This is a genomic window from Algibacter sp. L3A6 (assembly GCF_009796825.1).
In the GTDB taxonomy this organism is placed as follows: Bacteria; Bacteroidota; Bacteroidia; order Flavobacteriales; family Flavobacteriaceae; genus Algibacter.
On record NZ_CP047030.1, the window covers coordinates 1,421,193 to 1,436,299 of the forward strand.

The window sequence follows — 15,107 nt, forward strand, 5'->3', positions numbered from 1 at the left end:
ATTGAGTTTCCCACTATATATAGCAAAACGTTATTTGCGTTCCAAAAGCAGCAATAACGCTATTAATTTTATAACCAACATTGCTATTATTGGTGTTATTCTCGGGGCTGCATCTTTATTTATTGTGCTCTCTGGTTTTGCCGGATTAAAAGATTTTACACTACAGTTTTCTACAGAAATAGATCCAGATTTAAAGGCCGAAACCACCATTGGTAAAACCTTTATGCTTACTAAAGATATCGCAGAAAAACTCGATAATTTAGAAGCCGTTGCCGAGTATTCTAAAATTATTGAAGAGCGCATTTTTATAACTAGCAATAACAAAACTACTATTGCTAAAATAAAAGGTGTAGACGGCAATTTTCAAAACATTGTAAATATAGATTCTGCCATGGATACAGGCAGTTGGTTAGACCAAAACACAAACGAAATTGTTGTGGGTTGGGGCATTTCTAAAAACTTATCTTTAGGTATTCTAGATTTTACAAAATCTATAAACATTTATGTTCCCAAGCCTGGAAAAGGGCAATTAAATTCTACAAAAGATGCCTTTAATACCGTTCGCGCAGTAAATGTTGGTATATTTTACATAAACGAAACCCTAAACGATGGCTACATTTATGCTCCCATAGATTTAGCAAAACGATTACTTAATTACCAAGACAACCAAATATCGTCTATAGAGTTTAAGCTTAACCCAAACGCAGACGAAACCCAAGCTAAACAAAGCATACAAGCCATTTTAGGTGATAATGTTACCGTAAAAAATCGCGCACAATTAAACGATGCGCTTTACAAAATGTTAAACACAGAAAATTTGGCCGTTTACCTCATTTTTACCCTAGTACTCATCATTGCATTTTTCAACGTTATCGGCTCATTAATTATGATGATGCTAGACAAAAAGAAAAGTTTAAGTACCCTATTTAATATAGGTGCCACGGTAAAAGATATTCGTAAAATATTTTTCTACCAAGGTAGTTTAATGAGTATTATTGGGGGGCTTATCGGGCTCGCTATCGCACTTATTATTACCTTTTTACAACAGCAATTCAGCCTCGTCATGATTACGCCATCGCTGCCATACCCTGTTACCATACGTATCGAAAACATATTTATCGTTTTTATTACCATCTCGGTTTTAGGCATTATTGCATCCAAAATTGCATCGGCACGTATTACAAAAAATATGGTGAAAACCGTGTAAATAATTTTGGCGAGTTGCCAAGAAAAATAGCAAACAGGCTTTCCGCTATATCTTTTTTGTAAGCACTTTTCGTTAACGTTCTACAACCGTTATTTTAACACAAACTCGGGGTAACCTAAAATATGAGCTATTTTAAGCTTTCAAAAAAGGATGCCGCATCAATCCTTCTCGCAGGTTTATCTACCAACAAATAGCGTAACCCACAAATAATTTTTATCCGCACAGCATACAATTTAACAGAAAAAGTTAAAAAACATACCTACTAGTATTTTTTATATACCTTTGTAATATGTTACAGGAGCAAAAATCGGAATTCACAAAACAAACCATTCTTAACGAGTCGTTTAAACTGTTTTATAAAAACGGATTTAAAACCACAAGTGTAGATACTATAATGAAAACCACTAAACTAACAAAAGGTGCGTTCTATCATCATTATAAAAACAAAAAAGAATTGGGTCTTGCCGTAATAAGCTTAAAACTACAAGAGCGCGTTTTTAAAGGTATGATAGAACCTTTACAACAACCCGGACATGTTGTAGATATACTAGAAAATACATTTTCGGAAAGGTTAAAATCTTTCTCACTACACGATAAAAAACACGGTTGCCCAACAAACAATTTTATAAACGAAATTGGCGATTTTGAAACTGCATACCAAATGGCATTAAAACAAATAATAGACAATTGGCGTGATGCCTTAATCCTGTTATTAGAGCGTGGTAAAACAGAAGGCAGCATTAAACAAAACATCTCGAGCGCATCGGTTGCTGTATATTTAATAAGTGCTTTTGAAGGCGTGCGTGGTATTCGAAAACTCTACGACACCGATGTTATTTTAGATGAGTACATGAGCGGCTTATCTATTTATTTACAGCAAATTAAAAATTAACATTTTTTTACACTAAAAACATACCTATTAGTATGTTTTATAAAACAACAATAGCAATGAAAAACGAAACAAACAAAAGAAGAGACTTTCTGAAAAAATCGGCCATGGTTGGTTTGGCAGCACCGCATTTAGCATTTGCCTCAACAAATACAGAAACTGCAAACACAACATCTAGCAAGCGACCAAAAGTTTTATTTTTTGATGTAAACGAAACACTACTCGATTTAACAGCCATGAAGGAAAGCGTTGGTAAAGTATTAGGCAATCGCCCAGATTTATTACCACTTTGGTTTACAACCATGTTACAATATTCTTTAGTTACAACCGTAGGAAGACAATATAACGACTTCGGAATTATTGGAGCTGCTGCATTACAAATGGTAGCGGCCAATCATGGTATTTCAATTACAGAAACTCAAGCCAAAGAAGCTATTTTAGGACCGTTGCGTTCTATTCCTGCACACCCAGAAGTAAAACAAGCATTACAAAGTTTAAAAGATGCCGGCTACAAATTAGTATCTTTCACAAACTCATCTAATAAAGGTGTGGAAACGCAATTTAAAAATGCAGGATTAACCGAGTATTTTGAACAACGCTTAAGTATTGAAGATATGGGCAAATTTAAACCACATGCAGATGCTTACGATTGGGCCGCGAGAAAAATGGGCGTACAACCAAACGAATGTATGCTAGTAGCCGCACATGGCTGGGATATTGCCGGAGCACTTTGGGCCAATTGGAGAGGCGCTTTTATTAGTCGTCCGGGAGCTCAATTATATCCGTTAGCAGCATTACCAGAACTATCGGAATCTAATTTAAAAAACATAGCAGATAAACTCATTGCACTAAAATAATATACATTATGAATCTAGAAAACAAAGTTATACTAGTAACCGGATCGTCTAAAGGTATAGGAAAAGAAATTGCTATACAGTTAGCTAAAAATGGCGCAAAAGTAATTGTTAACCATTCTAATAGTGCAGCAGAAGCTCAAGAAACTGTAGACACCATTGTTAAAAATGGTGGCGCAGCTATTTCTGTAAAAGCGGATGTTAGCCAAAAATCGGATGTTGTGAATCTCTTTGATAAAGCTATTGAGGCTTATGGTAAAATTGATGTTTTAGTAAACAATGCAGGTATTATGACTTCTAAATTACTAAAAGATTGCACCGAGGATGACTTTGATAGTCAATTTAATGTTAATGTAAAAGGCGTTTTTAATACACTACAAGAGGCAGATAGCAAACTGGCTGATAACGGAAATATTATTAACATTTCTTCGAGTACGGCGAAATTAATGTTCCCTACTTACGGTATATACTCTTCTACCAAAGCGGCTGTTGAACAAATGACGCGTGTATTTTCTAAGGAAATTGGGCGTGGCATTTCAGTTAATGCTCTTGCTCCTGGCGCCACAGAAACAGAGTTGTTTTTAAAAGGAAAATCGCAGGAGTTTATTGATAAACTTAGCGGTATGAATGCCTTTAATAGATTAGCAAAACCAATTGATATTGCTAACGTTGTTGTGTTTTTAGCGAGCGATGAATCTAAATGGATTTCCGGACAAGTTATTGGTGCTAACGGTGCATTAGTTTAGTAGCACCAAATTTTTAATTATCGGCAGCAGGAGATGTCGCAGCTATAGTCGGGTATAGCTTTTATTCTCTTTTGCGATTTCTCCTAACGTCGTTAAGCAGTAAAAACGGAATTTATTCTGTGAACTGGTATCCTGCAAATTTTTGCAACACCTCATCGAAAGCAGCAAAAACATCTTCGGAATGATCGGATGTTACCATTTTCATACGGTGCTCTTTAAAATGCGGAATGCCTTTAAAATAGTTGGTGTAATGACGGCGAGTTTCGAAAACGCCAAGCGTTTCACCTTTCCAATCTATAGCCATTTGTAAATGACGACGAGCCGCCTCTACGCGCTCTTCTAAACTTATTGGCGCTAGATGTTCTCCGGTGTTAAAAAAGTGCTTTACTTGCTTAAAAAACCAAGGATTCCCGATGGTAGCACGACCAATCATGCAGCCATCTAATCCGTAATCGTCACGCATTTTCATGGCGCGTTCTGGTGTGGTAACATCGCCGTTTCCGAACACAGGAATATGCATACGTGGGTTATTTTTTACTTGTGCAATAGGTTTCCAATCGGCATCGCCTTTATACATTTGAGCTCGTGTTCGCCCATGAATAGCAATGGCTTTACAGCCTACATCTTGCAGACGCTCGGCTACCTCAACGATACGAATAGAGTCGTGATCCCAACCTAAACGGGTTTTTACGGTTATTGGAATATTGGTGCGTTTTACCATTTCGGCGGTAAGTTGCTCCATTAAACATACATCTTTTAGAATGCCTGCTCCTGCGCCTTTACTTACCACTTTTTTTACGGGGCAACCAAAATTAATATCAATAATATCGGGCTTAGACTCAGCTACAATATCTATGGTTTGTAGCATGCTATCTAAGTTCGCTCCAAAAATTTGAATACCAACTGGGCGTTCTTTTTCATAAATATCAAGTTTCATAACGCTTTTTGCGGCATTACGAATTAAACCTTCGCTGGATACAAACTCAGTATAAACCACATCGGCGCCTTGTTCTTTGCAAAGTGCGCGAAATGGCGGGTCGCTAACATCTTCCATTGGCGCTAAAAGCAATGGGAAATCGGGCAATTCTATGTGATCTATTTTTACCAATGGGTTATATTTTTGGGCAAAATTAAGGTTTTTTACTTAAATGTATTGGGTTTTATAAAACCGGATAACTTTTAAACTTTTTATACCTAAATTAATTCTCGCCTAGTTCGGTTATTTTCTTTTCGTACAGTTTTTTACTTTCTACTACGGCAACGTTTAGTTCTTGCATAATACCATCTACACGGTCTTCAATACTTTTCATTTGTCCGTTAATAGAATCGAAAGAATTTAATGCCGCAGCAACTTCCAAAGCTTTAACAACCTCAACGGCATCGTTGTGTAAAAGTTTTAATTTATCTATGGCTTTAGAGGTATTCGCTAGTGTGCCATTATATTTTGTTTTGGCTTTATTAATAGCCGATAACAATGTGTTTTTACTTTTTTGATCGCTTAAACTATTGGTTTGAGTTTCCATGGCCGTGAATAAATTAGCCGCTTTAGTTTTTAAATCTTCGTATTCTTTATTCAGGTTTTTTACGCGTTTATCAACCTTTTCCCAGTCGCCATAAACTTTAGCAAATTCTTTATCTTCATTTTTAGCATCTTCTAAAGCTAATTTTAAAGCGCCCAAAGACTCTAATCCTTTGTTTACGTTTTTGTTTGCAACTTCTTTTTTGTTTTCGAACGTAGCAACTTGAGATTTGAATTTATCTTTTAATCGAATTAAATCTTCTGGGCTTTTATCCTTCCAACAAGAAGTTAAAATAAAGAACAAAGAAAGAACAGCAATAGATTTTTTAAACATTGATTTATGTATTGATAATTTGGGCAAAATTAATGTTTATTTCTTAATTATCTTTTTGATGCTAGATGTGTTGTTGTTTTCTATGATTTTCACAAAATAAATACCCGAATTAAAAGCTTGCATATTTATTGTTTTACTATTACCCGAGTGAAGTAAAGCACCTTTAGTATTGAATATTTCTACCTTTTGAAAGTTGTTTGCTTTAATAGACAACGTCGTATTTACTGGGTTTGGGAATAATTGAAATTCCGCAACACCATCATTATTTATTGATAGTGTATTTTCTTCTGAAAAAGAAATAAGCTTGCCGTAATCGGAAATTCCGGAATTATTAAAAGTCTCTGATGATATAAAATACTTACCGCCACCATTATCCGTAATACCTTCTATTTGCTCGAAACCAAAATTAGCAGATAATGATGTTTGCGTGTTAGTTCCCGAAAAAACATCGATGCCTGTAAAGTTTTCGCTTTCCCAAACAAAGGGTTGCAAAAACTGAGTGTAGCCAATTAAAAACAACTTTTTGCTTTCACTATTGTATGTAGCACCTGAGGTTAATCCGCCACTATTAAGTGTTGAAGGCAACGGATTAAGCCCATAATTACCAGCCGTTTTTGGAATTAAATAGGCTTTGGTATTGCCATTAATCCAGTTTCTGCTAAAGAGCATTAAATTTTCTGTATTAAAAGAAATTAAAGACTCAGCATCCCACTCGGTATTATTTTCATTGTTAGTAAAACTCGTTTGAGCAGCATAATTAAAAGAGATAATTTCTGCTGTAACATTTGTGGAGTTTAAATAATCCGTTTTACTAATTTTATAAATTTTTAAATCTGTTCTATCGCCTGCATAATTTCCAAAATCTCCTATATAAATATAAGAGTCGTCTTGAGTAAGATCTTCCCAATCTACATTTGTAGTATTTAAAACAGTAACTGTTCTTGTAACCAAACCAGAATTAACATCTAATTCGTAAAGCTTGTTTTCGCCACCAGAATCGTTATGCGTGAGTAATTTATTATTGAAAAAAATTATCCCTGAAGATTCGTTTAACTGATCTGGCAGTGCAAACTCTTCTATAGCATCACTAATTTGTGCAAAAACAGTGCTTACACTAAAAACAAAAACGATTACGAGAGCAATAAACTTCATGTTATCAAGGTAGTAAGAAAACGAATGGTATAATTAAAAAATCGACCATCTCCATAAAACAACCTATTTTCCAATAGAATATGTAGTTTTTACCACAACAGGAATACCACTTGCCGTAATACCTTCTAAACTTAATTTTACTTCGGTTTCAACCCGAGTATTGTAATAATGAAGTTCTAAAACACCAGTTTTATCAGGATGAACATACGGATTCCAATACAAGGTGTTACGGATAGACGCGTTCTTATCTTTACTATCGGCTATAATCTCCAAATTTGGCGAATAAAAAAGACGACCTTTATCATAACCCTCTATCTGTTTATTTATGGTTTGTAAGGCTTCTTTAGGGTTACCGTTACCAAAATTAGAATTCGAATTGTTTGTTGTATAAATCTTAATAGAACCATTTGCTCCTTGGTTTCCATAAATCATTGTAGAAACGGAGCTATTATCATATTCTATTTTTAAAACATCTTCCGGTTGAATATCCGTTAACATTGCAATAATCATATCCGACCCCTCTTGTTGTGGATCCAGTAAGCGGTTTTGATCTATTAGTATTAATGCGGCTCCTGGGTTTCTAGTAAACTTTATGCTTTCGCGATTACCAACTTCGAGCGTTGGAATGGCGTATTCTAACAATTCAAAAACACTTGCAAATTTTGGAGTACTGTCGTCTACAACATATCCATTAGCCATTTTGCTGTGTATATTAATGTCTTCTCCCGCTACTTGTTTTTTTCCGGTGACTTCAATTTCATTTAAAACATTCTCTGGCATCACGTTAAACTCAATATATTTTTTATAAATATTTTGTTTTACACTCTTTATTTCTGGAGAAAATTTAACGCTAGGAACTTTAGGCATAGCACCAACATACATTGGCGATTTAAAAATAGAGTCTAAAACAAACATGCCGTTTTTCTTTCCTCTTTTATTTTTAGTAGTTAATATAATTCGCGCTTTCCCTGTAATATCTAAATTATCAAAATTAAACATACCTAATGAATCTGTAATCTCATTTAAGGTCCCTATACTTTTATTAAACAACGTTAAAGAAATGGTGTTCCCAACAATTGGTTTTGGTAAGAAAAGATGTTTAACGTGCCCTGAAATATTAATACCTTTTTCTACTTTAAAACCTGGGTTCTCAACAACTTTTCGTTCTTGTTTCCATAAAAAATCGCGCCAACCTTGGGTTAGCAATAAAACATCTAAGTGCTGAAATCTAGCAGGATTATTAGCATCGAAATAATGGCCAGCGTTATGCACTTTACCTTTAATATCAGATTCCATTAAAAAATAAGAACTGATATTACTTTCGTTATTATTTAAATCTTTTGAGCCATTTAAATCGGTTACCGCTAGTGAGTAACTTGCAGGAACTGCCACGCCAGAATTATCTGTAGATGTTATATTAAGCACAACTTTCTCCTGTGTTTTATATGATGTTTTATCCGTGGTTAAACCAACTTTTAAATTTTTACTTTTTTCTACATAAACCAAACGTTCACTTTGTGGTTTTAAATCGCCATCGAATAATGTAATTTGACTTATGCCTTCCGGAAGTTCTGCACGAGGTAACTCTAACAATAATTTAGTGCTCGATAACTCTAGTTTTTCCTCAAAATATAAAAGTCCTCTAGATTTATAACGCAACATAATTGGCTTCTCGGCATGCGCTAAACGCGTAGCTTCGTTTGTTTTTATGGTGATAATACTTCTGCCTTTGATGTCACTATAACTTAACAAAATCCCTTTTGAATCTGCTGCAGGAAGCGGCACTTCTATATCAGGATGGTTGGTAGCTGTAATTTTAGCACAATAGGTTTTACCCGCCTCTGGTTGTAATTGAAACACACCCATACCATCGTGAATACTCATAAAAAAAGTAACAAGTTCGTTGTTAGAATCATACACTTTACCTTGCACATTTATAGGGTTTCCGTAAACATCTACTGCTTTAAAAGCGACAACACTTGGTACATCTTGAATAAGCGATCCACCTTCCGGAAAAAACTGAACTTTTAAAGTTTCTTTTTCGCTTGCTGTAGAATCGATATTATTTGTTTCTGAATTTGCAGCTGTTGCCTCACTACTAGTTTCTGTAACCTCATTAAATACATCTAGAACTTCTATATCTTTTTTGAATACAAAATCTTTTCCAAAATTACGAGTCCAATTGGTATACGCTCGTATTTGATATTTACCAGGTTTTACTCCTGCAGCATCAGTTAACTTAAAATCGCCATGCCCTAAACCGCCTATCAATTTGGTGGTGTTTCGAAGCATTATTTTAGAATCGGACGAAATTAATTCTACATACAAAATATTGCTATGGTTGTATAAAACATTATTGTAAGCGTAAACCATATATGCCTTATACCAAAGAGATTCTCCAGCTACATATGTATTTCGATCAGTATGAACATAAATTTTTTCAATATCTGGAATAGTTTTTTCTTCTTGAGAAAATAAAGATGAAATTGTTAGGATTACTGTGAAAAAACAGATTAATATTTTTTTCATGTTAGTTGGTGTAGCTTAGTTTAGTTTTAAAAAATTAATATAAGGCTTTTCCCTCGAATTAACTCTTTAACCTTTAAAGAAATAAGACTAAAAAAGGCCCTAAAGGTTTAATTACTGAACCAACATAAACAGTTAGAAACTGAATTATGAAAACCTAGAATGAAAAAATCGGCTATATTTATAAAAAAATCACTCTTTGCAAATCCCTTTTACACCCGAAATTTTCGGCTATACTATTAATGTTCATTTAGTATTAGAATATTTAGCATTCTTTATTGGTTTTCGGTATTACTTATTTTTACGGCGTAATAGTAAAGATGTAATTTCTACCACCAACCGCTTATCAATAATACTTGGTGCTGCTTTGGGTGCACTTATTGGCTCCCGATTGGTTGGTTTTTTAGAAAATCCCTTGGTGGAATTCTCAAGAGAAAACCTAGTAGAATTGCTAAACGCCAAAACCATAATGGGCGGTTTATTTGGTGGATTACTTGGTGTAGAACTCGCTAAAAAAATAGTTGGAGAAACGCAACGTTCTGGCGATTTGTTTGTGTTTCCGATAATTTTAGGAATTTTTATTGGCAGAGTAGGCTGTTTTTTATCAGGAATTAATGAGTTTACTTACGGTTATGAAACCACTTCTATATTTGGAATGGATTTGGGCGATGGCGTTTTAAGGCATCCAACATCACTTTATGAATTAGTGTTTTTAATATTTCTTTTTATAGGCCTACAGAAGCTTAAAACATCTGCAACTCTAGAAAACGGCACACTTTTTAAATGGTTCATGATTCTGTATTTCGCCTTTAGGTTTTTTATTGAATTCTTAAAACCTAATGTGTTTTATGTTTTTGGTTTAAGCTCAATTCAAATATTATGTTTAATTTGTTTGCTGTATTACAGAACCACTATTTTTAGCCTAAAAGTGAACAAAAAGGTGCGTTAGGGATTGCAACGGAAAGCCCACAGCCTGACGAAGGAAGTGCGAGGACTTGCAGTGTAAAGCCCGACCCTTTTCGGGTAACGCCCAAATATTTATTATAAAACAAAGAAAATGCCTGTTAGAAAATATACGTATTACGATTTTACTTTAAGTTTATGTCCCGAGTGTTTAAAACGTGTGGATGCTAAAATTGTATTCGAAAATGGTAATGTTTATATGCTTAAGCGTTGCAAGGAACACGGGAATTCTAAGGTGTTAATTGCCGACGATATTGAGTATTACAAAAATATACGGAATTACAATAAACCTAGTGAAACGCCTTATGTTTTTAACACCAAAACCGATTATGGTTGCCCCTACGATTGTGGGTTGTGCCCAGACCATGAGCAGCATAGTTGCTTAACAGTTGTGGAGGTTACAGATCGCTGTAATTTAACGTGCCCAACTTGTTATGCAGGCTCGTCGCCAACCTATGGAAGACATAGAACTTTAGACGAGGTGAAGGCCATGCTGGACACTATTGTGCGCAATGAAAAGGAGCCTGATGTGGTGCAAATTTCGGGTGGAGAACCCACTATACATCCACAGTTTTGGGAGATTATGGATTATGCAAAATCGTTACCAATTAGGCATTTAATGCTGAATACTAACGGTATAAAAATTGCTAAGGATATCGCTTTCGCGGAACGGTTAAAAACCTATGCACCCGATTTTGAGATTTATTTACAATTCGACTCTTTTGAGAATAGCGTTTTGCAGGAATTACGTGGCGCAGATTTAAACCATATTAGAGCGCAGGCTATTGCTAATTTAAACGCTGTAAACCTATCGACCACATTGGTTGTTACGTTACAAAAAGGATTGAACGACCATGAAATTGGAAAAATTATAGAGTATGCTTTAAAGCAAAAATGTATTCGTGGTGTAACGTTGCAACCTACGCAAATTGCTGGCCGATTGGAGAATTTTAATCCGGAAACGGATAGAATGACTTTAACGGAAGTGAGAAGAAAAATAATGGAACAAACTGATATTTTTAATCCGGACGATTTATTGCCTGTGCCTTGCAATCCAGATGCTTTAGTGATGGGTTATGCTTTGAAATTGGGTGAAGAAGTTTTTCCGTTAACCCGATATATAAATCCGAACGATTTGCTAGACAATAGTAAAAACACCATTATTTATGAGCAAGATGCACAACTACAAGGTAAAATGGTTGAACTCTTTAGCACCGGAAACTCTGTTGAAGTTGCCGAAGAAAACTTAAAATCTATTATGTGCTGTTTACCTAATATTGATGCGCCAAATTTGGGTTATGATAATTTGTTTCGGGTAATCATTATGCAGTTTATTGATGCTTATAATTTTGATGTACGTGCCATAAAAAAATCGTGTGTGCATATTGTGGATAAAGACAATAAAATTATACCTTTTGAAACCATGAATTTGTTTTATCGTGATGATAAAAAAGCCAGATTAGAAGAACTTAGAAAAGAAATATTATGATGTTTTTAGAAGTAGGAAATTTAGATGGTTTAATATATCTTATTCTAGCCATTATGTTTGGCCCAGCAATTTTCCTGGCTATTATTGGCTTTATCGTGTTTAAAAAACATAAAAAAGCAGCTAAAATTCTTTTCATTTTAGCCGCCGTTTATTGTATTGTTAGTTTAGGAATTTGCGGGAGTATGATGGCTTAGTTAAACATAAACTAACATTAAAAAACCACTCATTTACGAGTGGCTTTTTTTGACTAACTTAAAATAACTGGTACTAATACAGTTGCTATTGCAACAGGCTATAAACAAACTCAGGGTAACCACGCTCGCCATCAGCGTTGGTTAATGCTAAAAATTGTAATTTATATAGGTTTCCGTCGGTATCGTTTACCACATAAAATACATTGTCTTTTAAAGAAGGTAGAGATCCTGGGCCACCACCATTTCTCCAGCTACTACCAATACCGCGTTGGTCGTTATTAAAATTTGCGCTATTAACGTTTGCTAAAGTAAAATCGGCATAAGTAAGCGCATCTACCTCAGTATCCACCATATAAACTTGCGCATTTGCTTTTACATTATTTACAACAAAATCGGAATACCCGTAAGATCCATAACCTTCTATTTCATTAGTGAAAACGGTGAAATTTAAATCCCAATTTGTTTTTTCTGGTTCTACACTTACTATAGCTTCTGTATTAAAACTAAAGAATGTAAAGTTGTAATTAGAATCTTTAGAAATAGCTACTTCTTCATGAGTGGTAGCGTCTAAATCTGCATATTGCAAAACATAATCGTCTCCACTTTTTAAAACACGTATTTTTTTCCATCCTCTAGAATCTCCGGAAATAGAAACACTACCTGTAGCAGAAGTTTCTGTACCTACGGCGTTTCCTAAGTTTACTAAATACACTTTGTTATCTGTATCGGTAGTAGATATTTCTGAAATGGCAGTATTTGTAATTGCACCTTCTGGAGAATCTACATATATAATGTTTTCAGCTTGGTATGTCCCAACAGCCACTAAAGGTTGTAAATCTTGTACTTCGGTAGACGTTGAACTTACAGCATCAATGTCGGTTTCGTTTAATTCGGCTACAGCCATATAAATTGAACCATTTATAGCAACTCGAAATTCAGATCCGGAATAAAAACCTAAATCCCAAGAATCTCTTTGGATAGCTGTTGTTGCATTAGAACTTAAATCGATATAAACTTGGTTTTGCTCGTTTGGCCCACCAACTTCTGGAGATACCGCAGCACCTTCAATTACTATTTGTATAGGTTCAGTTGGTGTATCGTCACTACTACAACTCGAAAAAACAAGAGCTGAAATACATAAAATTAAAGTTGATAATTTGTTATTCATATTAAAGATATTTATTGGTTAAAAGTTAAGATTGTATAAAAGTTTTAAATAATAAGATCGGCCATAACCCAGTAATAACGAACTGTTAGTACCTGCATGAACAGCGCCACTAGAAGAGCCGCTAACTCTTACATCGGTTACATCGAGCAAGTTTCTACCTCCTAGAGTAGCTTGAATTTTATTGTTGAAAAAAGACTTTTTAATAGATGCATCTAACCACGAGTAAGCATTGGTTGTTGCTTTTTCGAATACGGAGTTTCCATCGTCATCGGTTCCAGAACCCACGTAATCTTTCTGTTCGCCGTTGTGTTTTAAAAGCAGAGTTAAGCCTGTATTCCATTTTTTAATGAAGTAATTCGCGCTTGTATTTATTTGATACGAATACAGAAAATCATTATTGGCATTTACTTCATTATTTGCAATTCGGGAAATACCCTGAAGCGTAGCGCCTAAATTGAAAGACCAATTATTGGTTTTAATTTTATTTTCCGAAGTTATTCCCCATAATTTATAAGCATCAATATTGATATACTGATACTGCAAAGGCGAAGTATTTACAACGGCTAAATCTATTTTATCATTAACATCAAGATAAGTGATTTTAAAAGTATTTATAAGCGAAACATCATCTATCCAGCTTCGTTTTTTAAGATTTATAGCCGCTGAAAATCCATTTTCAGGATTTAAATTTTCATTCCCTTGCACATCGTGATTAGAATCTACAAAATAGTAATACAACTCGCTAAAGCTTGGCGTACGGTACGATGTACCGATATTCCCTCGCAATTCAAAATCATGTTTCATTAAATAGCGCGTGCTAAAAGAACTTATTAATTTGGAATGAAATAGCGAATTGTACTCATATCGAATTCCTGGTCGAATTGAGAATTTTTCACTTAAGTTAAATTCCGAAGAGCCAAAAACAGCTGTATTATTTTGCTTTTGTTCCTTATCTAACTCAGTAACATCTCCAGAAGCTTCGGTATCAAAGCCTTTCATTAAGCGGCTTTCAAACCCTAATTGAAAGTTAAACACATCGCTTTTTACCAAATTACTCACCAAACCTTTTGCAAAAAACACATGACTAGACTGATAAGTTTCATCGGTTTCGTTTGTTCTTTCTTGGGTAAGTATGTAATAATTAAACTCGTTTAAATCGCGTGTTTGCTGTTGGTAAGAAAGCGACAGTCCATAATTTGCTCCGGATGTAAAATGTCCGTTAAGATTTAAATTATTTAAAAATCTATTGGTCGTGAAAATTTTATCAGTTGCCGACGGATTACTCGTTTGTGTTTCGGTATCAATATTGGCACGAACAGCAGCGTCGTAATAATTAATGACCTCATTAAAATATTCCGATTTATAAGATAAACTGAAGGATTTCTTCTTATAATTTAAAAATATATTAGAATTTATTTGTGTTTTTGGGAGCCAATCATACCCGCGTAAACCATCGTTTTGATAATGGTTTTCACCTAGTTGTGCATTATAAAATCCCGCAAACTGATTTCGGTTTATACCAACACGACCAAACCAATTGTCATTAATATTATGCGAAATATTTAAACCTTGAATATGCCTACCTTCATCAAACCAAGCATACTCATCGCTTACCGTTTCCTCTTGTAAAAATGCCTGAACACGCCAATTATTATCTATTGATGTTTTTGTGATAATGTTAATAACACCCGAAACAGCATTGGCTCCATACTCCACACCCATGGCGCCTTCCACAATTTCAATACGAGCAATATCATCTAAATTTATTTGAGTTAAATCGATATTATTACCCAAACCATTATCACTTACTAACGGAATATTATCAATCAAAACATTAAAATACTGAGCATCTAAACCAAAAAACGAAATGGTAGATTTTCCGCTTTTTGCATTAGGTATAACGGTTAAGTTTAGATTATAATTCAGTAAATCGGCTAAATTATTGGCTGCCTGATTTTCAATTTGTTCGCGGTTTATAACGATAACACTGTTAACCGATTTTCTTATGGATTGCGGGTTGTATTGCCCAGTCACCACAACTTCCTCTAAGTTATTCATGTCTTGAG

At 34.7% G+C, this 15,107-nt stretch carries 13 protein-coding genes; 7 read left to right on the forward strand and 6 right to left on the reverse strand.

The window, feature by feature from the left end:
• Nucleotide 1 precedes the first annotated feature (1 nt).
• The 4 genes from GQR98_RS05945 (at nucleotide 2) to GQR98_RS05960 (ending at nucleotide 3,696) form a co-directional block, all read left to right on the forward strand.
• Nucleotides 2-1,207: an ABC transporter permease gene (locus GQR98_RS05945; protein WP_159018701.1), complete on the forward strand. Its 1,206-nt coding sequence runs from the start codon at nucleotides 2-4 to the stop codon at nucleotides 1,205-1,207.
• 289 nt (nucleotides 1,208-1,496) lie between these two features.
• Nucleotides 1,497-2,099, forward strand: a complete 603-nt coding sequence (locus tag GQR98_RS05950) for a TetR/AcrR family transcriptional regulator (RefSeq protein ID WP_159018702.1) — start codon at nucleotides 1,497-1,499, stop codon at nucleotides 2,097-2,099.
• A gap of 56 nt (nucleotides 2,100-2,155) precedes the next feature.
• Nucleotides 2,156-2,953 (forward strand): haloacid dehalogenase type II, encoded by a 798-nt coding sequence (locus GQR98_RS05955; protein ID WP_074937139.1) that lies wholly within the window; start codon nucleotides 2,156-2,158, stop codon nucleotides 2,951-2,953.
• Nucleotides 2,954-2,961: 8 nt separating this feature from the next.
• A complete protein-coding gene (locus GQR98_RS05960) occupies nucleotides 2,962-3,696 on the forward strand; it encodes an SDR family oxidoreductase (protein ID WP_159018703.1) in 735 nt (244 codons plus the stop codon).
• A 112-nt stretch (nucleotides 3,697-3,808) separates the two neighbouring features.
• On the opposite strand, the gene dusB is transcribed toward GQR98_RS05960, so the two are convergent.
• The 4 genes from dusB to GQR98_RS05980 all read right to left on the reverse strand — a co-directional run bounded on the left by dusB (nucleotide 3,809) and on the right by GQR98_RS05980 (nucleotide 9,230).
• Nucleotides 3,809-4,804, reverse strand: coding sequence for a tRNA dihydrouridine synthase DusB (dusB, locus tag GQR98_RS05965; RefSeq protein WP_159018704.1), 996 nt, complete (start codon nucleotides 4,802-4,804; stop codon nucleotides 3,809-3,811).
• 91 nt (nucleotides 4,805-4,895) lie between these two features.
• The gene (locus GQR98_RS05970; protein ID WP_159018705.1) at nucleotides 4,896-5,549 is read right to left on the reverse strand and encodes a hypothetical protein; all 654 of its coding nucleotides are present in this window, start codon (nucleotides 5,547-5,549) and stop codon (nucleotides 4,896-4,898) included.
• Between the two features lie 36 nt (nucleotides 5,550-5,585).
• Nucleotides 5,586-6,701, reverse strand: coding sequence for a T9SS type A sorting domain-containing protein (locus GQR98_RS05975; protein ID WP_159018706.1), 1,116 nt, complete (start codon nucleotides 6,699-6,701; stop codon nucleotides 5,586-5,588).
• A gap of 63 nt (nucleotides 6,702-6,764) precedes the next feature.
• The gene (locus tag GQR98_RS05980; RefSeq protein ID WP_159018707.1) at nucleotides 6,765-9,230 is read right to left on the reverse strand and encodes a hypothetical protein; all 2,466 of its coding nucleotides are present in this window, start codon (nucleotides 9,228-9,230) and stop codon (nucleotides 6,765-6,767) included.
• Nucleotides 9,231-9,426: 196 nt separating this feature from the next.
• Here GQR98_RS05980 and GQR98_RS05985 point away from each other — a divergent pair, with 196 nt between their 5' ends.
• The 3 genes from GQR98_RS05985 to GQR98_RS05995 all read left to right on the forward strand — a co-directional run bounded on the left by GQR98_RS05985 (nucleotide 9,427) and on the right by GQR98_RS05995 (nucleotide 11,873).
• Complete coding sequence (locus GQR98_RS05985) at nucleotides 9,427-10,176, forward strand: prolipoprotein diacylglyceryl transferase (protein ID WP_159018708.1); 750 nt, start codon at nucleotides 9,427-9,429, stop codon at nucleotides 10,174-10,176.
• A gap of 108 nt (nucleotides 10,177-10,284) precedes the next feature.
• Entirely contained in the window at nucleotides 10,285-11,679 is a 1,395-nt protein-coding gene (locus tag GQR98_RS05990; RefSeq protein WP_159018709.1) for a radical SAM protein, read from the forward strand.
• Nucleotides 11,676-11,873 (forward strand): hypothetical protein, encoded by a 198-nt coding sequence (locus tag GQR98_RS05995; protein ID WP_233267609.1) that lies wholly within the window; start codon nucleotides 11,676-11,678, stop codon nucleotides 11,871-11,873. The genes GQR98_RS05990 and GQR98_RS05995 overlap by 4 nt, the downstream gene beginning before the upstream one ends.
• Before the next feature lie 85 nt (nucleotides 11,874-11,958).
• Here GQR98_RS05995 and GQR98_RS06000 read toward each other — a convergent pair whose 3' ends face one another.
• Together GQR98_RS06000 and GQR98_RS06005 are read right to left on the reverse strand one after the other, a co-directional pair.
• Nucleotides 11,959-13,041 (reverse strand): HmuY family protein, encoded by a 1,083-nt coding sequence (locus GQR98_RS06000; protein ID WP_159018710.1) that lies wholly within the window; start codon nucleotides 13,039-13,041, stop codon nucleotides 11,959-11,961.
• Nucleotides 13,042-13,059: 18 nt separating this feature from the next.
• Complete coding sequence (locus GQR98_RS06005; RefSeq protein ID WP_233268086.1) at nucleotides 13,060-15,099, reverse strand: TonB-dependent receptor plug domain-containing protein; 2,040 nt, start codon at nucleotides 15,097-15,099, stop codon at nucleotides 13,060-13,062.
• Between the last annotated feature and the right edge of the window lie 8 nt (nucleotides 15,100-15,107).

Excerpts from the sequence above, each read along its gene's own strand:
- GQR98_RS05960 (WP_159018703.1), top strand. The coding sequence starts at position 2,962 with ATGAATCTAGAAAACAAAGTTATACTAGTAACCGGATCGTCTAAAGGT.
- GQR98_RS06000 (WP_159018710.1), bottom strand. The coding sequence starts at position 13,041 with ATGAATAACAAATTATCAACTTTAATTTTATGTATTTCAGCTCTTGTT.
- GQR98_RS05955 (WP_074937139.1), top strand. The coding sequence starts at position 2,156 with ATGAAAAACGAAACAAACAAAAGAAGAGACTTTCTGAAAAAATCGGCC.
- GQR98_RS05990 (WP_159018709.1), top strand. The coding sequence starts at position 10,285 with ATGCCTGTTAGAAAATATACGTATTACGATTTTACTTTAAGTTTATGT.
- GQR98_RS05970 (WP_159018705.1), bottom strand. The coding sequence starts at position 5,549 with ATGTTTAAAAAATCTATTGCTGTTCTTTCTTTGTTCTTTATTTTAACT.
- GQR98_RS06005 (WP_233268086.1), bottom strand. The coding sequence starts at position 15,099 with ATGAATAACTTAGAGGAAGTTGTGGTGACTGGGCAATACAACCCGCAA.
- GQR98_RS05995 (WP_233267609.1), top strand. The coding sequence starts at position 11,676 with ATGATGTTTTTAGAAGTAGGAAATTTAGATGGTTTAATATATCTTATT.
- GQR98_RS05980 (WP_159018707.1), bottom strand. The coding sequence starts at position 9,230 with ATGAAAAAAATATTAATCTGTTTTTTCACAGTAATCCTAACAATTTCA.
- GQR98_RS05950 (WP_159018702.1), top strand. The coding sequence starts at position 1,497 with ATGTTACAGGAGCAAAAATCGGAATTCACAAAACAAACCATTCTTAAC.
- GQR98_RS05975 (WP_159018706.1), bottom strand. The coding sequence starts at position 6,701 with ATGAAGTTTATTGCTCTCGTAATCGTTTTTGTTTTTAGTGTAAGCACT.